Here is a 24,564-nt window from a genome sequence, read left to right on the forward strand (position 1 = left end):
TCCTGCCTTATGATTTTTTTGACATGTTTTTGTTGATGAGGCCGGCGTAGTACCCGGCTCCGAAGCCGTTGTCGATGTTGACGACGGAGATGCCCGGCGAGCAGGCGTTCAGCATCGACAACAGCGGCGCGACGCCGCCGAGATGCGCGCCGTAGCCGATGCTCGTCGGCACCGCGACGATCGGCTTCGCGACGAGCCCGCCGACGACGCTGGCGAGCGCGCCCTCCATGCCGGCGACGACGACAATCGCGTTGGCACCGCGAATGAGATCCAGCCGGCGGAACAGCCGGTGAATGCCGGCGACGCCGACGTCGAACACCCGTTCGACGTGGCTGCCCAGGCATTCCGCCGTAAGAGCGGCCTCCTCCGCTACGGGGAGGTCGGAGGTGCCTGCGCACACGACGGCGATGTAGCCGTCGTGGACCTTGAGCATCGGGCGCTTGAACCAAGTCAGCGCCCGTGCGGTTTCGTGGTAGCTGACGCCTTCCACGGCAGCGACGACATGGGCGGCTTTGGCCGCATCGACCCGCGTGGCGAGCACGCGGTCGGTGTGCTCCGTGAGCCGCCGGAAAATCGCCTCGAGCTGCTCGGCGGTCTTGCCTTCCCCGAAGATCACTTCGGGGAAGCCTGTCCGCTTCTCGCGCTCGATGTCAAGCTGGGCAAATCCAAGGTCCAGGGTGCCGGTTCCGCCAGCGGAACCGGTTCCGTCCTTGATGATTTGCCGCTTGGCTTCTTCTACGTCCAGATCGCCCGTCTGGACCAGCTTTAATATTTTTTCCAAATCCATCATAGGGACGCTTCTTTCACCTTTTCTTTCGTTTCCTTGGAAAGCACTTCGTTCATGCTTCCCGTGCGGTAGCCCTGGAGATCCAGCGTCACATAGGCGAAGCCCAGCTTGCTGAATTTCTCGTAAATGGCGTCGCGGTGCTCGAGCACTTTATGAATTTCGTCGGGCATGACTTCGATGCGGGCGATCTTGTCATGGTGTCTGACGCGCACCTGATAAAGGCCAAGCTGTATCAGGAAATGCTCGCCTTCGTCGAGCTGATCGATCTTCCACTTCTCGATGCGCGTTCCGTAAGGAATCCGCGAGGAGAGGCAGGCGAACGAAGGCTTGTTCCAGGTCGGAAGCCCAAGCTCTTTGGAAAGCTGCCTGATTTCGTCTTTGGTCAGCCCGGCTTCCTGGAGCGTGCTTCTTACTCCTTGCTCATTCTTGGCCTGAAGTCCGGGACGATAGTCGCCGAGATCGTCTACGTTCGAGCCGTCCAAAATATAAGGATAGCCTAATTGTTTGGCTAATTGCTGCAAATGTGAATACAGTCCCGTTTTGCAATGGTAGCAGCGGTCCGGATTGTTGGCGACGAAACTCGCATTTTCCAGCTCCTTGACCTCTGTTTTGTACAGTGGGACGCCTAATTGCTCCGCAAGCTCAACGGCTGCGTCAAATTCCCGTGTCGGGAACGTCTCGGACGCTGCGGTGACGGCGAGTACCTGATCGCCCAGCTCCTGTTTGGCGCGCTGCAGCACGAACGTGCTGTCCACGCCGCCCGAAAAAGCGACCAGCACGCGGCCCATGCCTTGCAAAATTTCCCCCAGGCGACGGTCCTTCGCGCGCGTTGCTTCTGTTATGCTCATCTTTCTTCCCTCCCACACAGCTCTGTTTCAAATTGCTCGGCCGGCTGTTTTGGTCATCCATCATAGTGTATCATAACTGGAAGTCAAAGTGGATTGTTTTGTCAAGCTTTCATGCTATAATGAGATCAAGCCGCGCCTGAACGCGGGAGTATGCCAAGCAGACGTCCGGACAGGATGAGAAACCATATAACAAAGGCGGGATACGGATGCCTACAAAACCTTTAGAGAGAAAACCAGACTGGCTCAAAATCAAACTTACAACCGGAGACAACTTCAAGGAAATCAAATCGATGATGCGTTCCAAGACGCTGCATACGGTTTGCGAGGAGGCGAAATGCCCGAATATTCACGAGTGCTGGGCGAACCGGACGGCTACGTTCATGATCCTCGGGGATATTTGCACGAGGGCTTGCCGCTTTTGCGCCGTGAAGACGGGGCTGCCGACGGAACTGGATCTGCAGGAACCGGAACGCGTGGCCGATGCCGCGCTGCAAATGGGGCTAAGGCACTGCGTCGTCACCTCGGTCGCCCGCGACGATTTGGAAGACGGCGGGGCGATGATTTTCGCCGAGACGATCAAGGCGGTACGCCGCAAAATGCCGCTGTGCTCCGTCGAAGTGCTCATTCCCGATTTTCTGGGCCGGGAAGCTTCGCTGGCTGCCGTGCTGGAAGCGAAGCCGGACATTTTGAACCATAACATTGAAACCGTAGAGCGCATGTCCGACCGGGTCCGTTCCAAGGCGAAATACCGCCGTTCTCTGGAGCTTCTCGAACGCTCCAAACGCATCGCTCCGGGCATTCCCACCAAATCGAGCATTATGCTCGGCGTCGGGGAAGAATGGGCGGAAGTGCTGCAGACGATGGACGATCTGCGCGCCGTCGGTTGCGACATTATGACGATCGGGCAGTATTTGCAGCCTTCGCCGACGCATTTGGAAGTCAAGCTATATTATACGCCGGAGCAGTTTGCCACGCTGAAGGAAGAAGGCATGCAACGAGGCTTCAAACATGTAGAGTCAGGCCCGCTGGTGAGAAGCTCCTACCATGCCCATGAGCAGGTTCAATCTGCTTCCGGATCTTAGAAAGGGGAATACGTTCCTGGCATGATCCACATAGCGAATAAAACATACGAGCTTGTTACCGACCACAAAAACGGCTGGAACTTCGAGGTATTCCGGGACCGGTTCAGCGAAGTGCTGGAGCGCTACGACTATATTGTCGGCGATTGGGGCTACAATCAATTGCGGCTGCGGGGCTTTTTTAAGGAAAATCACCCGAAAGCGACCAAGGAAAGCTCGATCGCTTCTTTGCAGGATTATTTAAACGAATATTGCAATTTCGGCTGCGCTTATTTTATTATCGAGAAAGTCAACGTCAAAAATCAGGCGGCTCAGGGAACGGCGGCAACGACAGTTTGAGCGCTGTGCTCCGAATTCAAGTAAACCTTGTGAAGGCAACCTCTTCCAAGGTTTACTTTTTTTTAACTTGTTATTGATTATTGGCGGCTTTCGTCTTATGCTTTGGTTAATATTAGGAAGCCTAATCGTGCACAATGATGAGGAGTACGAGTCATGAGGATGCCGCAGCAATTGCCTATCGAAAGCGTGATTCAAAAGGCCCCTGACGGGATTGGCATCGCCGATCTTGACGGCCGCTGGATATATGTCAATGAAGCGTTTTGCCGCTTTACCGGATATACGGAAAATGAACTGCTCGTTTTAACGTTTCAAAGCATTTCGCCGACAGAGGACCATGATTTTGAAACCGCCTGCATGGATGCCCTGCAAACGGGCGCCCGCAGCTCCTGCCGGTTTCACAAACGGTTCATACATAAAAAAGGGCATTCGATCGGTACGACGATCGACTTGTCTCTGCAAACCGGAGACGACCGGCCTGTGTTTTTCGTCTATTTGCAGCAAAGCGGGCGGCTCCACGATACTTACGAGCTTTTAATCAAGCACTCGCTGGATCTGATTTGCCGCATTTCCGTGGATGGCCGGCTCCTGTATGCATCCCCGGTTCTGAAGCCGATGCTGGGCTACGAACCGGAAGAGCTGGAAGGCAAAGAGGCGTGGTCGATCATTCACCGCGACGATGCGGGAGAGATTGTTTCATTTTTTCAGAACATGCGGGAATTTCCCGAACAGACACAGGAGCGGTTTCGGTTAATCCGCAAAAACGGCAGCTTCATTTGGATCGAAGTGACCTGCAACGTCGTCAAAAACGAATATGGCGAGCCCATAGAGACGATTTGCGTATTCCGCGATATCACGGAGCAAAAGCGCCAGGAAGAGCAGCTGAAGCTTTCCCAGGAGCTGTTCGACATCATTACCGGGCATGCGCAGGATTTGATTGCCTACGTATCGGCTGACGGCACTTTCCGCTATGCAAGTCCCGCTTTGCCTGCGCTGCTGGGCTACGAGCCTGATGAGATTATCGGACTGCCGGTGCTGGATTTCGTTCATGACGACGACCTGCGCCGTATTAAGGAAATGGAGTTTTTCCGTTTTTCCGATACAATGCTGTATACGTTCAGAATGCGCCACAAGAACGGCAGCTACGTCTGGCTCGAGTCTCTGATCAAGGGGATACGGAATGAGCAGGGCGGGATCGAAAAAGTATTCGGCATTTCCCGCGATATTACGAACCGCAGGCTGGCGGAGGACGAGCTGAGAGAGCAGGAGCAGCGCTACCGGGAACTGGTTGAGCATTCGCCCGACGCGGTAATTATCAGCTCGGGGGGAAAGTGGCTGTATGTGAACACTACGACCGTCAAGCTGCTCGGGGCGAAGTCCAAGGAAGAGGTGCTGGAGCGGGCGTCCGGCTGCATTCATCCCGACGATCTGGACGTTATCGCTGAGAGGCTGCGGCAGGTCGAGCAGGGCGGAGTCCCGGAACTGTTGGAACATAAGTTCATTCGTTTTGACGGGTCCGTTATCCATGCGGAAGTGAAATCGCTGCCGACGACTTACCGGAACGAACCGGCTGTACATACGATTTTGCGGGATATTACTGAACGGAATCATACGCAGGAGCTGTTGAAAGCTTCCGAGAAACTGAATATCGCCGGCCAACTGGCAGCCGGAATCGCCCATGAGATTCGCAATCCGCTTACGTCGCTGAAAGGATTTTTGCAGTTTATCCAGTCCGGCGCCGGGGGCAAAAAAGAACATTTCGACATTATGCTCGACGAAATCAACCGAATTGAGCTGATCGTCAGCGAGCTGCTTGTGCTGGCCAAGCCGGATCAAAAGATGAACGTGCGGGAGATCGATCTGGGCCCGATGCTAAAGCAGGTCATAACGCTGCTGGAGGCGCAGGCGATTTTGAACGGGGTGCAGCTTGCGTACTTTTGCCCGCTGCCGGCTTCGGGGATCAGGGGCGATGAAAACCAGTTGAAACAAGTATTCATCAATATGATCAAAAATGCGATTGAAGCGATGCCGAACGGAGGGGAAATCCGGGTTGAGCTGCTGCAGAGCGAACGCTCCGTTGTCGTGCAGATTACAGATCAGGGCAGCGGCATGGCGGAGGCGAGCATCCGCCGTTTGGGGGAACCTTTTTATACGACGAAGGAAAAAGGCAACGGTCTCGGTTTAATGGTCAGCTTCAAAATCATCGAACAGCATGGAGGCTCGATTCAGATTCAGAGCAAGCAGGAGGAAGGGACGTCATTTCGGATCAGCCTTCCAGTGTATGCCTGAGACGTCTGAACCGCCTGAGCCGTGTGCCCGGCAGGCGCAGCTTGCGCACTGCCGGGCTTTGAGCGCGGCTATTTGACATCGAAGCCGATAAACGCCTCGCGGACCCTGTTCCAAAAAGGAAACGGGCGGAAGCGGGCGAACTTGACCTTGACGTCGGCGGCTACGCGGCAGCGGATCGATATGACGTCGTTGCGCTGCATATAGAGATGATCGAGGGATAAGAGCATGTTCTGGTTCGCCTTCGGATAAATATCGCAGTGGTGATGCTTGGGCAAAATAATCGGCGATCCGAGCGTGCGGTACACGCGGTTGTTGATGGAGGCGATCTCCGCGATTTGCATCGCTTCGAGCGAAGGGTGAACCATCGCGCCGCCCAAGCTTTTGTTATAGGCCGTGCTGCCGGCCGGCGAAGAGATGCAAATGCCGTCTCCGCGGAACATTTCGAACATCTCGTCGTTAATGTCCAGCCGGGCCACCAGGGAAACTTCGATGCCTCTCAGCGTAAACTCGTTCAGCGCCAGGTGAGTTTCGACGCCTGCCGCTGTCGTAATTTCGATTTCGACCACCGGATATTGAACGATGCTCAGCCCGTCAGGGCCTGCAGTGTTGAGCATAAGCGCCGCCAAATGATCCATCTCATACGGCTTCCAATCGGCAAAAAAGCCCAGGTGCCCCGTATGGATGCCGACGAAAGCAATGCTGTCCAGCTTCCCGACATATTGATGGAACGCCTGAAGCATCGTGCCGTCTCCGCCGATCGAAAGGACGATGTCGGGATTTTCCTCATCTCTTGGCATTCCATGGTGAGATGCAATAAAATGAAAACGTTCCGCCAACTCCTGAGAAATTTCATCGCCCCGGTCAATCACATTGTACTTCAAAATTTTTCCTCCTTAACATTCCAAACAGTAGCTTTCGATTTGCCCAAGTATGGATTCGGATGTATTTCTAAATTCGGCCGCGACCCGGTAAGAATCATGGCTAAAATTCGTTACGCGGACAATTTCGCAAAATGCCGAGATCGGCTGCGGATGCTGGGGCAAAAAGAAGCTTACCTCCAAAAACAACGGATAAAACAGCCGGTTCGTCGTAATGAACGACAGGCCGCCTGCGCTGATATCAAGCAATTGGCCGGTAAAGGCGACCCCTTTGCGGGCGGATATTCCGCGTATGCCGACGACCTGAAGCGTAATCGGCGTCCTGACGGACAACTTGATGCGGCTGTGCCGGCGGCTCTGATGAATATGAATGTCATCGGGTATCGAGAGCGTCAGAATGCAGCACGTTTTTTTGTTGTCCAGTTGGATCAGATCGACAGAACCCGCGTACAGGAGGCTCCGGTCCCGGAGGGAAAACTCGATGAATGTGACGTGTTCAAGTTTTTCGAATGGATAAAGTCCGGGCAGTTCCAATAAAACGGTAAAAGAAGATTCGCTGATTTTCTCTACGGTAAAGCTCTCCTCATAGCAAAAGGGCTGTCCATCCTTCGCTTCGCCGACGATGATGAGCCGGCATTCGGCGTTCGGTTTCAAGAGCCCCAATTCTAGCAGCTTATTCCAGTCCATAGCATCACCAAGCAGGCAGATTTACATACATCATCGGCACGAACATAACGTGACAACTACTTTCATAATAATCAATTAAATGAAATAAGGAAAGGGGCTGAATACGAAAGCCGCCGGCGGCTGCAGAGAAGGGCTCTGCGGCGGGCCGGGGATTGGCACGGAATGATGAAAATCATCCGTGTGGCACGGTGTGAGCGCGCGGCGCGCGTGCCCGCAAAGCACCCATCTCTGCATGGAACGATGAAAACCGTCCGTGCAGCAGAGTGTGAGGGCCGCGCCCCCGCTTGCAAAGCTGTTTTGCATCGTTGCAGTAGGCCGTGCGAGCGTGCAGACCATTCGCAGAAAACCTGCAAAAGTACATCTTTTTGCTCTCAGATGCTGTGGCTCGGGATAATTCCTGCAAAAATGCAGTTTTTTTCGCCGAAATTCAGGCCCAGAGCCACTTTGGGCGAATATTCCTGCACAATTGCAGGTATCTCTGCCAAACGAGCATCCGCCGCCCCAAAAGCCTGCACTTTTGCAGGTTTTTGGTCCGGGGCAAGCAGTTGTACCTGCAGGTTGAGCCAAGCAGCTGTATTTGCAGGCCGGGCCAAGAACTGAGCAGGCCATGCGCAGAAAACCTGCAAAAGTACATCTTTTTGCTCCCAGATACTGTGGCTCGGGATAATTCCTGCAAAAATGCAGTTTTTTTCGCCGAAATTCAGGCCCAGAGCCACTTTGAGCGAATATTCCTGCACAATTGCAGGTATTTCTGCCAAACAAGCCTCCGCCGCCAAAAAAGCCTGCACTTTTGCAGGTTTTTGGTCCGGGGCAAGCAGCTGTATCGCAAGTTGAGCCAAGCTGCTGTATTTGTAGGCCGAGCCAAAAACTTCGCAACTGTCGGGCCATCTTTGACGGCACAGGAACGAGGCATTCCTGCGAGCAAACAGCAAATAAAACCGGCATCGAATAACCATGGCTTAAGAAGACAAACTTTGCTTGTCAGAACCGTTCGAGCGCCAGTCCGCAAATAAAAGATGAGGTGCCGCGAAAAAACGATTGCGGATGCACGTTCCAAGCAAACGAGGCCATCCGGAACGTATCCGAATGGCCTCGCTCGAGCGAAGAAATTACGAAGATTGGAACTCTCGCAGAAGATACGCACCGCTGGTAGCTACCTCGGCCGGCTACACTCCCTAGGCATTCATCAGCGAAAGTGAGCTCGTGGCGAAGAAGCACTTCAGCCCGCCGGTCACGCTTGCCAAATGCTCAGAATGTGCATCATCAGCAGGATTGAACCCGTGGCGAAGGAACCCTGCCGCGCCGCCGGTTCCCGCTCGCCAGGCGCGCATAACAGGCATGCATCAGCGAGAGCAAGCCCGTGGCGAAGCAGCCCTTCCACGCCGCCGTTCCCGCTCGCTAAGCGTACAGAACAGGCATCATCTGTGCAAGGTGCTCGTCACCAGAGGAAGCTCGTAGGAGTGGGCGAAGTTCGGGCTGATGGGCCGGACGCGGACCGAAAAATGGGGCCCGTGCAAAAGATGCTCGGGTATCACCGCTTTATACCGCTGCGTCTCCTGTAGGAGGGGCTCCGAAGGCTCCATTGCCACGATGACCTGCTCCCACGCGCCGCCTTTTTCTTCGTAGTAAACAATTTCCACGACCGTGTCCGGCGGCCATACGGGACCGTAAAAAACATCCGCCGAAATCTCTTTCATGGCCGGCTGGCCCTCTTGCCCAAGAGGCAGCTCTGTCGATTTTTTGGCGGAGCGGTCGTCAATCGCGAGTATTTTTACGTGATGCCAATTGTTTTTGATAAAACGCTTGTAATCGGCGACTTTGACCGCAAGGTCGTATCCGTCCCGGGCGAAGCGTTTGGCGCGGTCGGATGTCGGCAGGTAAGTAAGCTCCGCGTAGTTCTGTACCATCCGATGCGTGTTGTAGGCCGGGCTGAGCGTTTCCATCGAACGCTTCATGCGGCTGATCCACTGGTGGGGCACATCCCCCTGATTGTAATAAAGCGGGACGATCTCCTGCTCCAGGATGCGATAAATAGCGGCCGTGTTTTCTCTTTCCTGAGCGGCCCAATCCGCTTCGCCCGCCGAACCGATCGCCCACCCGTTCGAACCGTTGTAGCCTTCCTCCCACCAGCCGTCGAGGACGCTGAAATTGATCGCTCCGTTCATCGCCGCTTTTTGGCCGCTCGTTCCGCTCGCTTCAAGCGGGCGCCGCGGATTGTTCAGCCATACGTCGACTCCTTGGACGAGGTAGCGGGCCATATTGATGTCGTAATTTTCGAGCATGACGATTTTTCCGGCAAACTCTTTCATCTGCGACACGCGATAAATTTCGCGGATGAGCTCCTGGCCGGGATGGTCGGCCGGATGCGCTTTGCCGGCAAAGATGAACTGAACCGGCCGGTCGGGGTCGTTCAGCAGCTTTTTCAGCCGGTACAAATCGTTAAAAACAAGATTCGCCCGCTTGTAGGTGGCAAACCGTCTGGCGAAGCCGATCGTCAGCGCTTTCGGATTCAAGTACTGCCGCACCTCGTCGATCCGCTCGGCCGATTCGCCGTTGCGCTTCCGCTGTTCCATCAAATTGCGGCGCGCGAACCGGATCATATTCATTTTGAGCTGCTGGTGCACCTTCCAGATGGATTCGTCCGGAATGATGGCGATCCCTTCCCACTGCTGCGGGCTCGATTGGCGGATTTTCCACGAGCCGGGAAGAAAACGGTCCAGCAGCTCCTTCCATTCGGGAGCCATCCACGTATCGAGGTGAACGCCGTTCGTAATCGCATCGATCGGCACTTCGCCCGGCTCGATGTTGCCGTGAAATTCGCGGAACATTTCGCGGGAAACTTGCCCGTGCAGCTTGCTGACGCCGTTGCGCAGCGCGGACGTATTCAAGGCGAGATGGGTCATGTTGAACAGCCCTGTGCGCTTATCGAGCCCAAGCTCGATGATCTCTCCCTTATGGACGGCGAGCTCGGAGAAAAGTGGCCCCAGATGATGCTCCACCATCCCGACAGGAAAAGCGTCATGCCCGGCGGGAACCGGCGTATGCGTCGTAAAGACGGTTGCAGCGCGAACCGTTTCCACGGCGACATGAAAAGCCAGGCCCTGTTTCAGCAGCTCTCTCAGCCGTTCAAGGGCCAGGAAAGCCGCGTGGCCTTCGTTGATGTGATAGACGTTCGGATAGATTCCGAGCGCGCGAAGCGCTTTGACTCCGCCGATTCCGAGCAATATTTCTTGGGAAATACGCGTGTCCTGATTGCCTCCGTACAGCTGGGAGGTCAGCTCCTTATCGGCAGCGCTATTGGCGCCGTGATCGGCATCCAGCAAATATACCGGGTTTCTTCCGACCTGCACGTTCCATACCTTCAAGGCGACCGAGCGACCGGGCATATCCACGTACACGATCAGCTCCTGCCCGTCTATAAGCGCAGGGCGAACGGGGAGCTTGGCAAAATCATAATAAAATAATTCCGCTTGCTGGCCGCCGGAAGCATCGAGCCTTTGCGTAAAATAGCCTTTTTTGTACAACAGCCCGACGCCGGTCAAAGGAAGGCCGAGATCGCTGGCCGACTTGCAATGATCCCCGGCCAAAATGCCGAGCCCGCCGGAATAAATCGGCAGCGACTCGTGAAAGCCGAACTCCGCGGAAAAGTAGGCGATTTGCACGAAGCCTTTATCCCCGTAGCTCTCCTGAAACCAGGTGCTGCCATTCAAGTATGCATCCAACTGTGCGGTTACGCGGCCGTAGGCTTCCAGGAAATCGGCATCCCGGCCGAGGCTTTCCAACTGCGAACCGTCCAGCTCCTCCAGCAGGCGGACCGGATTGTGCCCGGATTGCTCCCATTTGGCGACGTCTATCCGTTCAAAGAGCTGCAGCGCCTCATGGTTCCAACTGAACCAAAGATTATATGCAATGTCCGAAAGGCGCTGGATGGCCGGCGGAAGTGTTCTTGCACCTGAAGTAAACGCAGCTTGCATATTTTGCTGTCCTCTTCCTTTGTTTGAATTTTCATGAATACCCATATTATCTTGTTCCACCAACCTTTTCATACATCAGTCTAAGAAAGGAGTATGCGGCAAACAGCAGCACGATGACTGCAAGAGCGGCAATGAATACCGTTCCGCTTGCGGGCAGCACTTGTTTGGCAAAACTGGAAAGGGGGGATGCCGTATCGAAATCGGGTAAAAATACGGATGTCTGCGCGCGAAATTGCTGCATAGGCTCCCAAATGACGAGTACAAGTGCGGCGGACAGCAAGCCGTGCGCCAGCCTGGCGGTGAAAAAGGGCAAATACCGCATATTCGTATGGCTCAGCAGACTGACGATTTGGGCATGAACGGACAGCCCGGCCCAGGACAAAATAAAAGCGGCGATCGCGACCTTGGCGGGCAGGGCGAGGCTGGTTGCGGCGGCTCCGGCGGCTTTGGTCCCGAGGGTGACTTCGAACAACCCGTTCATCACCGCTTGCGAAAGCTCGCTCGGCAGGCCGAAAGCCGTAAGCAGAGTCCGAATCAGCACGTACATGGCGTTCATGACATGAGCGGTTGTCAGCACTTCCAGCACGACGGAAAAAAAGACGACGAGACCTCCGACAACGAAAATCAGGTTGAGCGATTGCAAAATAGCCTGGCTCATCAATGCGCCGATCGGCCGTCCGTCAGCGAGCCTGGCCCGGTGCATCGCACGGAACGCCCGGCCCCAGATGTTTCCTGCGGTTCTGGGGGCTTGCGGCGACGGCTCGCTCTTCCGGCCGTGGAACCGCATCATGATGCCGATGAGCACGGAGCCGCCGTAATGCGCGGCGGCCAAAATGACGGCGAGGCCGGCATCATGGAAAAAACCGACGGACACGGCTCCGATCAGGAAGATCGGGTCCGAGCTCGTGGTGAAGGCGACCAGCCGCTCGCCTTCCTCGCGGTTCACCAGCTTTTGTTCCCAAAGCTGGGAAGTCAAGCGGGCGCCGACCGGGTAGCCGGCGGCAAAGCCCATCGCCATGACGAAGCCGCCGATGCCGGGAATGCGAAAGACCGGCCGCATCATCGGATCGAGCAGCGCCCCGAAAAAATGGACGATGCCGAAGCCGAGCATAATCTCCGATATGACAAAGAACGGGAACAGCGCCGGGAAGAGCACGTCCCACCAAATGGATACCCCGCGCAAAGCGGCTTCCAGCCCTTCGTTCGGGAAAAAAAACAGGCATGTGCCGATCGCCATGACGACAAAGGCGGTAAGAAAAGCCGAGGTAACATTCCGATTTTGCATGGGACAGCGCCTCCTAAAAGCTGAACATAAGCTTACACATCAAATATATGAGTGGGGGTGGACATACATTCCGCTCTGAAAAATTGGACTTTGGACTGTTTTCTATCGGTTTTTATGGTAAAATAGAACTAAGTAGCGTATTGAATAAAGTCTTATATCTTGGGCCGCGGGAGTGATTCATATGACAAGTGTCATCGCCGGACTTCTCGTATGTGCTTTTGTGTTCGTCATCAGAGAAATGTTAATGAACGCAGCGGATGAAGATTGGGAGAATTACTAGACTGCTACCGGTTAGAGAGGTTTGAAACAAATGACAGATAAGGAACGCGGTACGATTTATGAAGCGATGGGGGGAGCGGAGACGATCCGCAAGCTCGTGGAGGCCTTTTATCCGAAAGTACAGCAGCACCCGCTGCTTGCGCCTCTGTTCCCCGCAGATATTATACCTGTGATGGAGAAGCAGTATTTGTTCCTCACCCAGTTTTTCGGAGGGCCTTCCTTGTACTCCGATCAATACGGGCACCCGATGATGAGGGGCAGGCACATGCCGTTCCCGATTACGGTCGAGCGGGCGGATGCGTGGCTGGGCTGCATGTCCGAGGCTATGGAGGAAATCGGTTTGCCGCAGGACCTTAGAAGCTTTTTGCTGGAACGTTTGAAAGGATCTGCTTATCACTTTGTCAATACGCCCGAATCGGAATAGAAAGGCGTGGCCCCCATGGTCGAACCACTTTACGAAATCAATGTGCGATGCACATACTGCGACAATACGTTCAAAACTTCCAAAGTGCGTCCCAGCTTCAAAAAAGCGAAGCAAACCGATACGGATTTCTGCGTGCATTATAACGGTACGAATCCCGATTATTATGTAGTCCGGATCTGTCCTTTTTGCGGATACGCGCATACCGAGAACTTCTCCGGCAGTTGGAAGCCCGTGCATAAAGAACAATTCCATGACAGAGTGGTGAAAAATTGGTCGATGCGCGATTTCGGCGGGGAGCGCACTTGGGAAGAGGCGCTGCGAAGCTACAAGCTGGCGCTGCTCTGCGCGCAGATCAAGGAGGAGAAGCCGCGGGTGGTGGCAGGACTTCTGCATCATATCGCCTGGCTTTATCGTTCCAAGGAAGATAAAGAGCAGGAGAAACGCTTCCTGGCCTATGCGCTGGACGCCTACGTAAACGTGTTCGAAAGCGAAGGAATGGATCTGAACAACGCCAGATTGATGTTTTTGCTGGGCGAACTGAACCGGCGGTTGAGCAGCTATAATGAAGCGGTCAAATGGTTTTCACGGGTTATCAACGACCGCAAAATTATGGATGCCGCGATGATTCGCGCCAGCCGCGAGCAGTGGGTCGCCACCCGTGAGGACATGCTCGCCTCCAGATTGGAACTGCCGGAAGAAATGAAGCATGCTTGAGGCGGATCTGCCTGCAATAACAAAATGAACGCTTATCGATTCTGAAGGGACTGGAAGCTCCCGGAATCAGTAAGCGTTCATTTTTGCTTCATGGCCAGTCTGGCTTGTCAGGTCTGTCGGGCCGTCAAACAGGGTGACGCGGTTTTTGCCGGAATGCTTGGACGCATACAAGGCTTGATCCGCCTCGGAAACGATGCGCTGCAGCTCATCCTGGACCGACCGCGCCGTCGAGATTCCGATCGATACCGTTATCGGCATGGTTGAATCCGGGCGGCTCTCGCGAAAATGGTGCGCTACCGTCCGGCAAAGCCGGTCAGCGTACCGGACAACCCGGTCGGGATCGGTCTCCGTGCTCAGCAATATAAATTCTTCCCCGCCGTAGCGTGCCGCATAATCCTGCTCCTGGATGGAATTTCTGAGCAAAGCGCCGATATCGCGCAGCAGCTGATCACCTTCCAGATGGCCGAACTGGTCGTTAAAATGTTTGAAATTATCGATGTCGATCATGAAAATTGATATTTTGCGCTTTTTCATTACGTTTTCGGCTATGGCGGTGAAGCTGCGCAAATTCGGAAGCCGGGTCAAGCCGTCCTGGTTCGCCTGTATTTCAAGCTGCCGCTGGAGCCGCCAGCTTGTGTTCTCGTCATTGAACATCACAATCAGCACAATGAAAGCCGCCGATGCGATAAGGAGCATAAAAATCTGATTCGCCGCATAATCCCAGGATAAGACAGGTTCGCTGAAAACATGTATCAGCAGCCTCGCGACAAAGACGAGGAGGCTGATTTGCACGCCATGACGCACCGGGATGTCCAGAAAACCGCGGCGGTATTCTTTATTATGAAAAAAAGCGCTTAACAAAGCGGGAATGACGAGTTCCTGTACGATAACCGAAATCCCGTTGTCATCTTGCCGGAATAGACCGAAACCGGCAGGCACAAGGGTGGAGAGCAGAGCGCCGGGAAGTCCGTACTGCAGGCCGGCCATAAAAATGGGCAGCGACCGCAAATCGATCAGCCCGAGTGCCTTAGGCAGCGGCTCCAGCATCATAAGCATACTGGCGATTCCTGTCAGCAGGGGAGCGAGCAGCCCTTCGTAAGGTTCGATAATCATTTTGCCGCGTATTTTCAGGGCGATATAGTTGAGAGTAACTAGTAGGCAAGCGTTAGTAAGCGGGGCGAGGTATTCATTCATAAGGGCCAATTTACTCCTTAAGCCCGGAAACTGCGATTAAGGCCTAACGCAGACGGCGGTCGGCCAATAAATAATCGCGGTCCGTATCGATGACCGTCAGCTTGTTATGACAGCAGGGGAACACAAGCAGCTTTTTCTTTCCTTCGCGAATGGATTCCAGTTCATGGATTTTGAGCGGCAGCAGCACATTGGGGCTATGGCAGAACGGGCATTCCGTCACATACACATCTTTCATAATAATTTCATACGGCCATGTATTAGCGAATGGTATCAAAGAACTACTCCGGTTTCTTGTCGCCGCTGTTCGGAGACGGAAGATCTTTGGCCAGCTCGGCAAGTTTTTGAAGCAAAATATGCTGAGGCATGTGCATGAGATGCTCTAACGGCACTTTCAGCTGTTCGGCCAGCTTTTGTGCTGTTTCGGGTGATATTTGCAACGGTTTCATATCATTGGTCCACCTTCCGTTTTCAAAAATGCTGCAACCATTACTTTAATAGATATCATACTTTGTACCCGGAAGCAATGATCAGTTTGGCGATTTGGAGTTCCACCCGGAGTATGTTTTAATAGGAAATGAAAGGATAGGTGATTATTTTGCTTCATACGCCTTTAAGTCAAACCTGGGATCTGGCTTCCTTTTTTCCCGGAGGCAGCGAGTCTGCCGAATTCTCGGCTTTTTTAAAGGAGCTGCAGGCTTCCATATCGGAATTTCAAAATCTTGTGCGCGCAGCCGCCGCTCCGCAAAGCGCGGATGACACCGCATGGCTGACAGGGCTTGTGCAGCTATTGCAGCAAATGCTTGGCAATCTCAGCGAAGCGGATTCATTCGTAGGATGTTTGCTCGCCGACAACCAGGCCGATAAAAAAGCGGCCATTCTTGGCGGACAGGTCAAAAGTCTTTATGCCGAATATTTGTCTTCGCTGACGCTGTTCGACCAAGTTCTAACCGGCATTCCGGAGTCCGTTTGGCAGGCGCTGCTGGCCAAAGAGCCGTTCAAGGCTATCGCTTTCCCGCTGAACGAGCGCCGCACGCTCGCCAAGGAGAAGCTGCCGCCGGAGCAGGAGGCACTCATCAACGATCTGGCGGTGGACGGCTATCACGGCTGGGGCGACCTGTACAACACGACGGTAAGCCAGTTCCGCATGACCGTGGAAGAAAACGGCAAGACGACCGAACTTTCGGCGGGGCAAGCTTTTAACAAGCTGCACACGGAAAACCGCGAAGAGCGGCTGAAGTTGTTCGAGCAGTGGGAGAACGCGTGGGCCGACAAAGCGGATTACTGCGCCGAAGCTCTGAACCATCTGGCAGGATTCCGCCTGCAAGTTTACAAATACAGAGGCTGGAAAGACGTACATAAGGAACCGCTGGATATTAACCGCATGCAGGATAAAACGCTCCAAGTCATGTGGGACGTTATCGACCGCAACAAGCAGGTGTTTGTGGACTACTTGCACCGCAAGGCCCGCTTGCTCGGCGTCGACAAGCTCGCCTGGGTCGATGTCGATGCACCGCTCGGCGACGCGGCCAAAAAAATCAGCTACGACGAAGGCGCCCGGCTGATCATCGACCAGTTCGAGCGGTTCAGCCCGAAGATGGCGGCTTTTTCCGCGCAGGCGTTTAACAACCGCTGGATCGAGGCGGAGGACCGCCCGGGCAAGCGCCCCGGAGGCTTCTGCACATCCTTTCCGGTGGCCGGAGAGACGCGCATTTTCATGACTTACGGCGGCACGGCCAACAACGTCTCGACGTTGGCTCACGAGCTCGGCCACGGCTATCACCAGCATGTGATGAAAGACATGCCGGTTCTGGCTCAGCAGTATGCGATGAATGTTGCGGAGACCGCTTCTACGTTCGCCGAGATGATCGTCGCAGATGCCGCAGTGAAGGGAGCCGCTTCCGACGAAGAGCGAATCATCCTGCTGGAAGATAAAATTCAGCGTTCGATCGCATTTTTCATGAACATCCATGCGCGCTTCATTTTCGAAACGAATTTCTACGAAGAGCGCCGCCAGGGGCTGGTCAGCGCCGACCGCTTGAACGAACTGATGGTCAGCGCGCAAAAAGCGGCTTACAAAGATGCGCTGAGCAGCTACCATCCGCATTTTTGGGCGGCGAAGCTGCATTTTTATGCGACTGACGTTCCGTTCTACAACTTTCCGTACACGTTCGGGTACTTGTTCAGCGCAGGCATTTATGCAAGAGCCGCGGAAGAGGGGCCTGCTTTTGAAGACAAATACGTGGCCCTGCTCAGGGATACGGGCAGCATGAATGTCGAAGAGCTGGCGCAAAAGCATCTGGGCCTCGACCTGACGGAACCCGACTTCTGGCAAAGCGCAGTGGACATGGCGATTGCCGACGTTCGGCAGTTTATGGAGCTGACGGCGGACAAAGTATAAGTATGACCGTACGAACCTGGCACACCCGGAGAGGTGGAGTCGGGTTCGTTTTAAGTTTTGGGGGAGCCGGACGAAAGCAACGGGCTTCGCTTGGCCGCCAACGACGACGGCAAAACCTGCGAATGCTCGCCGCGGGCGGCCGGAGCGCGGCAAAGCCTGCGAATGCTCGCCGCGGGCGGCCGGAGCGCGGCAAAACCTGTGAACGATCGCCCGGCGGCCGGAGCGCGGTAAAACCTGCGAAAGTCAGGCGGTGGAGAAACCCACGCGCTAGAGCCGGTCGCACCATCTGCCGGGTCGCGCGAAGAAAACCTGCAAAAATACAGTTTTTGCTCGATGGATACGCCGGCTACGACAAATTCCTGCAAATGTGCAGGCTTTTCGCCGTGAACATGGGCTCAGACTCGTTTTTATCGAAAATTCCTGCACAATCGCAGGCTTTTCGCCAAAACGAACCATTTCTAAGGAAAAAGCCTGCACTTTCGCAGGTTTTTGCACGTGAAGCCAGTGAATCGCCGGCTCTAGAAGGCAAATTTCTCAAAAGCCCCATGGATCGGGTAAAAGGGCATGCTGCCCGAGAAAAAGGCAGCCGCATCGTCCGGGGCGTAGCCGCGCAAAGCGAGTATCGCTACCTCCGCAGCAATGGCTACAGCTTAAAAATCTGGATCGTTTGCTGGAGTTGGGTGACGATGCGCGTCATCTCTTCCGTTTGCTTGACGATATCCTGCACAGTGCCGATCTGCTCGTTCATCGATGCGGACACCTCTTGCGTGCCGGCGGCGGATTGTTCGGTAATCGCCGATATGTTCTCCATGGAAGCGGCAATTTGCTCCGAATTGGAGAGCATGATAGCGGTTTCATTCGCGAAGCGGGTAATTCCTTCGGAAATAAATCCGACGCTGTCCACAATCTCGGCAAAAACTTTTTCCGTCTGATCGATCAAGACGGTTTGCTTGTTGACGACATCCTCATTGATCTGGATGCTGCGGATCGCTTCCTGGATGCCCTGCTCGATGCTTTTGACAAAACCGAACACTTCGCGGGTCAGCGAGGTGGACTCTTCAGCCAGCTTCCGCACCTGCTGGGCGACTACCGCGAAGCCTTTTCCGTGCTCACCCGCCCGCGCCGCTTCAATGGAAGCGTTGAGGGAGAGCAGGTTCGTCTGCTCGGCGATATCGGATATCGACCGGGTGACATTGCCGATCCCGGCGGCCTGCTTTGCCAGCAAGTCGATCGTTTCGGCAACTTGTTGCGTAACTTCCACGTTCCGTTTCATGCCTATGCCCTGGCTCTCGACGGAAGTGCGGCCTTTTTCCACAAGGCTCATCATCTGATCCGAACGCTGTTTCATCTCATCGGCCGAAGCGGCGTAGACTTCGATCTTCGTTTCGATTTCTTTGGATGTAATGGAGGCGCCGGATACTTCCTCCGATATTTGTCCCGCTCCCGAGGCGAGCTCGTGGGCGGATACGCTGACTTGTTCGAGCACCAGGCGGAAGTTTTCATTTTTCACGTAAATGTCTCTGCTCGTGTTGAACACCTGCTTGGTGATGGTTCCGGTTTCTTGCAAAATATCCCTCAGCTTGTCAATCATTTTATTAAAAGATTGCCCGAGCTGGCCCAGTGTGTCGTCGGAGGAGACGGTTACTTTTTGCGAGAAATCGCCTTTCGAGATTTGAAGCGCGATGCGTGACAGCTCGGCGACAGGCTCGGTAAGCTGCTTTTCGAAAACAGAGATGAAAGGGTAACTGCCTACGACCAAAAGGACTAGGAAAATGGTGCCAAGTAAGCGGTTCCAATCCGGGAAAAGCAAAAGAGTCAGGACGAAAATCACATTCAAACCGATTAGCGAGTAACAGCCGATCTGCAGTTTTTTCCTGAAGGACAGTGAAGATAATTGGTTCATTTTACCGACTCCTCTGCGAAATGAGTAAATGGGTATGTAGGAAATTTCAGGATGTATGTTTGAAATTATAGCACTGTCTCGGGAAAGATTCTATAACATTACGACAAATAAAATCATAATTTTACAGAAAACGATTGGCCCGTTAAGGATAAATATACTATAAATCAGAGCAGATAAGTCTTAATTACAGAGGATATTTATAGTACTAAATAACTGTAATCATGGGGGAAATTGTGCCTATATGACCGGAATTCTTGTTGCGATACGCGCCTGCAGAGCAGGCGAAGCTGCACCGGAAAGCTCGCGAATATGTATGAAAAAAACCGAAAAGCACACTGCTCGACGACATCTTCATACGCAAGTGAATGGGTCTTTTTTCATAGGTATGTTAAATGATTGTTAAAACATTGTAAAAATGTGTTGAAATTTGTGAAAGCAATAGGTATAATAGGTCTACAGCCTCAGAAATTACATATATTTGAAAATATGATAAAGTGAAGGAGGGGAATGATGAACCTAGAACAGCTGCCCTTAGCCAGACAGGTTGATTTGGTTTTTAGGGAAATCAGAGAAGAATTAATCTATCTTTCTTCTGGTACCGTGTTTATTCAAATTCGGAATAACGTGATCGGAAAGTTTGGCATCAAGCACTTGCCGCTTGAAGGCAAGGGTGGTGAACTTATCGTAAGCAACAAGGGGTTAAGCGATTCGCAGTATCAAGCGTTTCGCCAAATGGCGATCGAGTCGCTGAAGTACAAGAAAAACTGGACGCACGGAGAAATATTTTTCGATTTTACGATTCGAAACAATTTGCTGGCAGCCAGTATCCAGTTCGAAAGCAATTATAATATGGCAAACGTTTACAAATCGATTTAATTTTTGTGACAATCACGCCAACAAAAAATGAGAGGCTATCCCTCAGTCATTTCCGTGACTTATGGGATAGCCTCTTCTTCTGTTCTTGCAAAAAGATGAAAGATGCGCTTTATGACCAAAAGAGATAGAATAGAGTTATTAGCAAAACGCACTTGGCACTATGGACATGGGGGATTTAAAGGTTTGAATGCGGCATATGAACTGACGCTAAGATCGTTTATAAAGACCAATACGATTACTGTCGAACAATTTTTTTCCATAGCGTTGCAAGTCGTGGAGATGCTTCGAGAGTGGCATCAAAACGACGTTGGCTTTCTCCCAATTACCACGGAAGATTTATTTGTACGCTTCGAAGACGGGCAATTGACGCTTAGGCGGTCGCTCCGGCAAAGCGCTTCTAATGAAGAGCTTGCCTACATTTCTCCGGAGCGTACAGGCCGTATAAAGAGGAAAGTTGATCTACGCAGTAATTTGTATGTAGCAGGCATTATTTTTTATGAGCTGCTAACGGGAGAGCTTCCGCTGAAGGCAAATTCGGCCAGCGATTGGATACATGCCCACATGGCCATGCTGCCAGTTCCTCCGCGGACGGTTAACCCTGATATTCCGCAAGTGTTGAATGACCTTGTCATGAAGCTGCTTTCCAAATCAGTCGAAGATCGTTATCAAAGCGTGAACGGTCTTCTTGACGATCTGAACAAATGCGCGGATCAATGGATAGAGAAAGGAACAATCGATCCCTTTCTATTGGGAGAAGTGGATGAACGCGGCCGATTTCGGTTGCCTGATCGGCTTTATTGCCGGGACTTGGAGTTGCAGCAGCTCATAGGTGCGTATGAACGCGCCTGCTCAGGCTCCAAAGAGCTATTGTTTATAGGCGGTCATGCTGGGAGCGGAAAATCCAAGCTCGTCAAAGCCCTTCAAACGCACGTGATGCAAAATAAGGGCTATGTGGCCCTCGGCAAATATGAATGGCATCAGGAATCCAAACCTTACGCCGCGCTCATTACGGCTTTATCAGGTCTGATTCGGCAGATTTTGGCGGGCGGGGAGGAACAGCAAGCGCGCTGGAAAACGAAGTTGTTAAAAGCTTTTGGGCAAAGCGGGAGCGTGCTTACTCAGGTGATTCCCGAGTTAACCTGGATGATCGGAGAGCAGCGGCCGGTCGAGAATTTGTCTCCATTGGAAGCGACGAACCGGTTCCGGGTGCTTTTTGGCAATCTGATCAAGGCCTTTGCAGACGAGCTGCATCCACTCGTGATCGGGCTAGAGGATTTGCAGTGGGCGGATTCGGCCTCGCTTCAGCTGATTCTGGATTTATGGAACCATGGCTCGCTGAAGCATGTGTTGATTATCGGGACGTATCGGGATGACGAACTTGACGAGAGTCACGTTTTCAGAACGTTATTTCTCGAATCTTCCGATTCCTTGAATACCGGTGATCATTTTATGAATATCCGTGCACTTGGGCATTCGGACGTTGTCCGATATGTCGCGGATATGCTGCATAACGATGCAAGCGAAGTAAAACGGCTGGCGGAGGTCCTTTATCGGCAAACAGCGGGGAATCCCTTTTATTTCACACAAATGCTGCAAACGTACTATAATCAAAGGCTCCTCTTTTTTAACTCCGATGAGCTTTGTTGGGATTGGAATCTTGAGGGGATCAGGCAACTGGAAGGATTTCATGATGTCACTGATCTGATTATGAAAAGATTTGAAACGCTTCCGGAGGAAACTCGTCAAATTCTGGGGTTGGCGGGCTGTTTGGGCAGCTCTTTTGATCTTAGGATGCTTTCAGCTCTGTATGGGGAATCCAACCTGCGCACGGAACAAGACTTACTGCCGGCGGTAAGCGAAGGATTGATAGTGGCCGAAGAACACGGATATAGGTTCCTGCATGATCAAGTACAGGAAGCTGCTTGCGATCTGCTGTCGGATGGCGAAAAAAAGCGGGTTCACTTAAAAATCGGTCGTTCTATGCTGCAGTCTCTTCATCCGGACAACGCCGGCGACCGTTTGTTCGAGCTCGTCCATCATTTGAATGCGGGCAGCGAGTACATGACGGAGCCAGCGGAAGTGAACCAATTGGCTCATCTTAACCTGCAAGCGGGAAAGAGGGCGAAAGCTTCCGCCGCATATAGCCAAGCATTGGAACTATTGAACAAGGGGGCACGATTGGTTGAGGGCGAGGGGGGGTCCCGGCAGGATGCACTGTATTTTAATCTCTTGCTTGAAAGCTCGGAATGCCAATATTATTGCGGTTATTTTGAGCAAGCGGAGGCTGTTCTGGATCAATTGCTGCTGCATGCGAGAAATCCGGCGGATCGGGCCAAAATCTATGTCATCCAGATTGCGATGTATGCTTTTCGCAAAAGAGAGGGTGAAGCCTGTCAAATTGCCCTAAAAGCGATGGCGGAATTTGGTTTGCATATCCCTTCGAAATCTACGAGTCTCTCCATCCTGGCTGAGATTACGAAGACGCAATTACGGCTTTCGATAAAACGGGGGCTTTTAAAGGACTTGCCGATGAGCCGCAATCCCAGGCAGCAAGCACTTGCGGATATTGTCATGGCCTCATCGCCCATTCTGTATATTGTCAATAAGGAATTGTCTTTCATTGTGTTTGCCAAATATGTACGAATGTCTTTAAAGCATGGCAATTCGGAGGCTTTTTCCATTGCGCTCGGTTCTTATGCGATCGCTTTGTGCTTCGGATTAAAACTCTACAAACCGGCATTGCGTTTAGCCGAGGTTGCTTTTCATCATGCGGAGAAAATAGATAGTGTGTTATTAAAAGGAAAAATGCATTGTATCATGGGACTGATGTTGCAATTTTTACGGCCTCAACAGTCGGACAGCTATTTTGAGCAAGCGGGACAGTTAAGCTTGGAAGGCGGAGATATGGTTTATGCAGGTTACGCGATATCTTCACAATTGATTACGGGCAGCGAAGATCTGCGGCACTTGAATCATCTATGTCATGTATACGAGGAAAAAGCGATTCGATCGCTAGACGTAATGACCCAAAGGGTGCTTTACCTAACCAAGCAATACGTATACATGTTACAAAGCGCCACCGATTCGAAAATGACTTTCAACAGTGAGCATTTCGATGAGGACGAGCTGCTGCGTGAAGAAATCGTTAACGAAACGTACAAATCAAATCTCTATTTGTATTACACTTGCAAGCTTGAGGTTAATTATTTATATGCCAATTATTCAGAAGCTGTGGCTCTTGCTGAAGCATCCGTAAAATTCGAGACGCAAAGCGTGCTGTCTTTCAATCAGAGACACTGTTTCTATCATGCATTGGCAATCATGGCTGAATATCCCGACGCTTCGGATCCTGTGAAAAGCAGCTATCGTAAAGTTTTAAATAAATTGCTGGCTCGGATGAAGGTATGGACAAAGGTCGTTCCGGAAAGCACCTTGTCCAAATATAAGCTGATGCTGGCGGAATGGGCACGTCTCAATCGCGATCATGCGAAGGCAGCGAAGCTGTATGATCAAGCCATTCAATGGGCTCATGAAAGCGGCTATCCACGAGATGAAGCGATTGCCGCGGAACTGGCAGCTAACTTTCACCTGGCATTGAACAATCATCCATTGGCGGAAGCGTATCTGCGGAATGCCTGCAAGGCTTACTTCAAGTGGGGGGCAACCGGGAAGTTGAATAGCTTACAGAAGCGCTTTCCGGCACTTGCAGCACTTTCATTCCATGAGTGGGACGAGACTGAAGTTTCCGATAGAAGTACAGCGATGGAGATGCAGCAGGGGAACGGCAATTTCCATGCTGAACTGGGAAGAGAACTGGATATGGAGATACTTCGGCAAGCCAGTAAAATCCAATCTGGGGATCTGGCAGAAACGGAGTTGCTGGAGACCTTCCTGCAGTTGGCTATCCGTAATGCCGGTGCCGAGAGAGGACTGGTCCTACTCAGCAATCAGGGGAAATTGGTCATAGAGGCTCAGCAAGAGATCAACCGCGAGCGGAAGGCCTTCATGGACAGCAGGAGCGATTATGCGGCTTCGGTCGTTCAATTCGTCATGAAAACGAGGGAGTTTGTTATTCTTGGTGAAGCAAGTGATAGTTTGTTTGCAACGGATCCTCACATCCAAGAGAAGCGGCCCAGATCGATTCTGTGTTTGCCTGTTCGATACTTGGACCACCGGGACGGGGTCTTGTATTTGGAAAATAATTTAATTTCCGATGCTTTTACGGCAGATCGATTAGTTGTGCTGGAAATGATATTTTCGCGAATGGTGTATCTAAGGCTATGGCAATTAAAGCACCATGGGAATTCCATTATGAACGCAGATCAAGCAGACGAGACTCTGGTCGAATTGCTAACGAGTCGCGAACTGGAGATTGTTCGTCTCATGGCTGAAGGATTGTCCAACAAACAAATTGCGTTGCATTTGGACATTACGGAAGGAACCGTAAAAAGCCACGCAAATAACATCTATGGAAAGCTGAAAGTCAATAAAAGAGTGCAGGCAATCAAAAAGGCGAGGGAACTTCAACTATTGAACTAGGTTCAATCGATTTCACAAACGGTGGGCTGTTGCTGATTTCATTAGGAAATCGGTGACAGCCTATCTTTATTTTG

Annotated in this window: 19 protein-coding genes and 1 pseudogene; 9 read left to right on the plus strand and 11 right to left on the minus strand. The window is 52.5% G+C overall.

What is annotated here, in order from left to right; genetic code table 11:
• Positions 1–7: 7 nt before the first annotated feature.
• On the minus strand, positions 8–790 hold the full coding sequence (larB, locus tag AC0LWT_RS04520) for a nickel pincer cofactor biosynthesis protein LarB (RefSeq protein WP_474680021.1): 783 nt from the start codon (positions 788–790) through the stop codon (positions 8–10).
• Entirely contained in the window at positions 787–1,635 is an 849-nt protein-coding gene (gene larE, locus AC0LWT_RS04525) for an ATP-dependent sacrificial sulfur transferase LarE (protein ID WP_474680022.1), read from the minus strand. Before larE ends, larB begins: the two co-directional genes overlap by 4 nt.
• Before the next feature lie 200 nt (positions 1,636–1,835).
• On the opposite strand from larE, the gene lipA reads away from it, so the two are divergent.
• The 3 genes from lipA (at position 1,836) to AC0LWT_RS04540 (ending at position 5,339) form a co-directional block, all read left to right on the plus strand.
• On the plus strand, positions 1,836–2,717 hold the full coding sequence (lipA, locus tag AC0LWT_RS04530) for a lipoyl synthase (RefSeq protein WP_474680256.1): 882 nt from the start codon (positions 1,836–1,838) through the stop codon (positions 2,715–2,717).
• 21 nt (positions 2,718–2,738) lie between these two features.
• Positions 2,739–3,053 carry a YutD family protein gene (locus tag AC0LWT_RS04535; protein ID WP_474680023.1) on the plus strand — a complete coding sequence of 105 codons (315 nt, stop codon included), beginning with the start codon at positions 2,739–2,741 and terminating at the stop codon, positions 3,051–3,053.
• A 153-nt stretch (positions 3,054–3,206) separates the two neighbouring features.
• Positions 3,207–5,339, plus strand: a complete 2,133-nt coding sequence (locus AC0LWT_RS04540; RefSeq protein ID WP_474680024.1) for a PAS domain S-box protein — start codon at positions 3,207–3,209, stop codon at positions 5,337–5,339.
• 68 nt (positions 5,340–5,407) lie between these two features.
• Here AC0LWT_RS04540 and AC0LWT_RS04545 read toward each other — a convergent pair whose 3' ends face one another.
• From AC0LWT_RS04545 to ylbJ, 5 genes are all read right to left on the minus strand, one after another.
• Positions 5,408–6,220 (minus strand): NAD kinase, encoded by an 813-nt coding sequence (locus AC0LWT_RS04545; RefSeq protein WP_474680025.1) that lies wholly within the window; start codon positions 6,218–6,220, stop codon positions 5,408–5,410.
• Between the two features lie 12 nt (positions 6,221–6,232).
• On the minus strand, positions 6,233–6,904 hold the full coding sequence (locus tag AC0LWT_RS04550; RefSeq protein ID WP_474680026.1) for a PilZ domain-containing protein: 672 nt from the start codon (positions 6,902–6,904) through the stop codon (positions 6,233–6,235).
• A 371-nt stretch (positions 6,905–7,275) separates the two neighbouring features.
• Positions 7,276–7,662 carry a hypothetical protein gene (locus AC0LWT_RS04555; protein WP_474680027.1) on the minus strand — a complete coding sequence of 129 codons (387 nt, stop codon included), beginning with the start codon at positions 7,660–7,662 and terminating at the stop codon, positions 7,276–7,278.
• 660 nt (positions 7,663–8,322) lie between these two features.
• On the minus strand, positions 8,323–10,878 hold the full coding sequence (gene glgP / locus AC0LWT_RS04560; RefSeq protein ID WP_474680028.1) for an alpha-glucan family phosphorylase: 2,556 nt from the start codon (positions 10,876–10,878) through the stop codon (positions 8,323–8,325).
• 46 nt (positions 10,879–10,924) lie between these two features.
• Complete coding sequence (gene ylbJ, locus AC0LWT_RS04565; protein ID WP_474680029.1) at positions 10,925–12,163, minus strand: sporulation integral membrane protein YlbJ; 1,239 nt, start codon at positions 12,161–12,163, stop codon at positions 10,925–10,927.
• A gap of 310 nt (positions 12,164–12,473) precedes the next feature.
• On the opposite strand from ylbJ, the gene AC0LWT_RS04570 reads away from it, so the two are divergent.
• Positions 12,474–12,866: a globin domain-containing protein gene (locus AC0LWT_RS04570; RefSeq protein WP_474680030.1), complete on the plus strand. Its 393-nt coding sequence runs from the start codon at positions 12,474–12,476 to the stop codon at positions 12,864–12,866.
• A 15-nt stretch (positions 12,867–12,881) separates the two neighbouring features.
• The gene (locus AC0LWT_RS04575) at positions 12,882–13,580 is read left to right on the plus strand and encodes a DUF2225 domain-containing protein (RefSeq protein WP_474680031.1); all 699 of its coding nucleotides are present in this window, start codon (positions 12,882–12,884) and stop codon (positions 13,578–13,580) included.
• A 66-nt stretch (positions 13,581–13,646) separates the two neighbouring features.
• Here AC0LWT_RS04575 and AC0LWT_RS04580 read toward each other — a convergent pair whose 3' ends face one another.
• From AC0LWT_RS04580 to AC0LWT_RS04590, 3 genes are read right to left on the minus strand one after another with little or no spacing between them, the layout of a single operon-like run.
• The gene (locus tag AC0LWT_RS04580) at positions 13,647–14,774 is read right to left on the minus strand and encodes a GGDEF domain-containing protein (protein ID WP_474680032.1); all 1,128 of its coding nucleotides are present in this window, start codon (positions 14,772–14,774) and stop codon (positions 13,647–13,649) included.
• 43 nt (positions 14,775–14,817) lie between these two features.
• On the minus strand, positions 14,818–15,048 hold the full coding sequence (locus AC0LWT_RS04585; RefSeq protein ID WP_474680033.1) for a hypothetical protein: 231 nt from the start codon (positions 15,046–15,048) through the stop codon (positions 14,818–14,820).
• Between the two features lie 4 nt (positions 15,049–15,052).
• The gene (locus tag AC0LWT_RS04590) at positions 15,053–15,220 is read right to left on the minus strand and encodes a YycC family protein (protein WP_474680034.1); all 168 of its coding nucleotides are present in this window, start codon (positions 15,218–15,220) and stop codon (positions 15,053–15,055) included.
• Between the two features lie 140 nt (positions 15,221–15,360).
• On the opposite strand from AC0LWT_RS04590, the gene AC0LWT_RS04595 reads away from it, so the two are divergent.
• A complete protein-coding gene (locus AC0LWT_RS04595; RefSeq protein WP_474680035.1) occupies positions 15,361–17,172 on the plus strand; it encodes a M3 family oligoendopeptidase in 1,812 nt (603 codons plus the stop codon).
• A gap of 643 nt (positions 17,173–17,815) precedes the next feature.
• Here the strand turns inward: AC0LWT_RS04595 and AC0LWT_RS04600 are convergent.
• Positions 17,816–19,075, minus strand: coding sequence for a methyl-accepting chemotaxis protein (locus AC0LWT_RS04600; RefSeq protein WP_474680036.1), 1,260 nt, complete (start codon positions 19,073–19,075; stop codon positions 17,816–17,818).
• A gap of 510 nt (positions 19,076–19,585) precedes the next feature.
• Here AC0LWT_RS04600 and AC0LWT_RS04605 point away from each other — a divergent pair.
• The 3 genes and pseudogenes from AC0LWT_RS04605 (at position 19,586) to AC0LWT_RS04615 (ending at position 24,490) form a co-directional block, all read left to right on the plus strand.
• On the plus strand, positions 19,586–19,951 hold the full coding sequence (locus AC0LWT_RS04605) for an O-methyltransferase (RefSeq protein ID WP_474680257.1): 366 nt from the start codon (positions 19,586–19,588) through the stop codon (positions 19,949–19,951).
• 630 nt (positions 19,952–20,581) lie between these two features.
• A pseudogene (locus tag AC0LWT_RS04610) lies at positions 20,582–21,295 on the plus strand (ATP-binding protein); the annotation flags it as partial.
• An 84-nt stretch (positions 21,296–21,379) separates the two neighbouring features.
• A complete protein-coding gene (locus AC0LWT_RS04615; protein ID WP_474680258.1) occupies positions 21,380–24,490 on the plus strand; it encodes a LuxR C-terminal-related transcriptional regulator in 3,111 nt (1,036 codons plus the stop codon).
• The last annotated feature ends 74 nt before the right edge of the window (positions 24,491–24,564 follow it).

The sequence above is a fragment of the Paenibacillus sp. sgz302164 genome (assembly GCF_056120505.1).

Coding starts and splice junctions, on each gene's coding strand:
- AC0LWT_RS04540 (WP_474680024.1), top strand. CDS start 3,207: ATGAGGATGCCGCAGCAATTGCCTATCGAAAGCGTGATTCAAAAGGCC.
- AC0LWT_RS04580 (WP_474680032.1), bottom strand. CDS start 14,774: ATGAATGAATACCTCGCCCCGCTTACTAACGCTTGCCTACTAGTTACT.
- AC0LWT_RS04590 (WP_474680034.1), bottom strand. CDS start 15,220: ATGAAACCGTTGCAAATATCACCCGAAACAGCACAAAAGCTGGCCGAA.
- AC0LWT_RS04605 (WP_474680257.1), top strand. CDS start 19,586: ATGAACCTAGAACAGCTGCCCTTAGCCAGACAGGTTGATTTGGTTTTT.
- glgP (WP_474680028.1), bottom strand. CDS start 10,878: ATGCAAGCTGCGTTTACTTCAGGTGCAAGAACACTTCCGCCGGCCATC.
- larB (WP_474680021.1), bottom strand. CDS start 790: ATGATGGATTTGGAAAAAATATTAAAGCTGGTCCAGACGGGCGATCTG.
- AC0LWT_RS04570 (WP_474680030.1), top strand. CDS start 12,474: ATGACAGATAAGGAACGCGGTACGATTTATGAAGCGATGGGGGGAGCG.
- AC0LWT_RS04600 (WP_474680036.1), bottom strand. CDS start 19,075: ATGAACCAATTATCTTCACTGTCCTTCAGGAAAAAACTGCAGATCGGC.
- AC0LWT_RS04550 (WP_474680026.1), bottom strand. CDS start 6,904: ATGGACTGGAATAAGCTGCTAGAATTGGGGCTCTTGAAACCGAACGCC.
- larE (WP_474680022.1), bottom strand. CDS start 1,635: ATGAGCATAACAGAAGCAACGCGCGCGAAGGACCGTCGCCTGGGGGAA.
- AC0LWT_RS04575 (WP_474680031.1), top strand. CDS start 12,882: ATGGTCGAACCACTTTACGAAATCAATGTGCGATGCACATACTGCGAC.
- AC0LWT_RS04535 (WP_474680023.1), top strand. CDS start 2,739: ATGATCCACATAGCGAATAAAACATACGAGCTTGTTACCGACCACAAA.
- ylbJ (WP_474680029.1), bottom strand. CDS start 12,163: ATGCAAAATCGGAATGTTACCTCGGCTTTTCTTACCGCCTTTGTCGTC.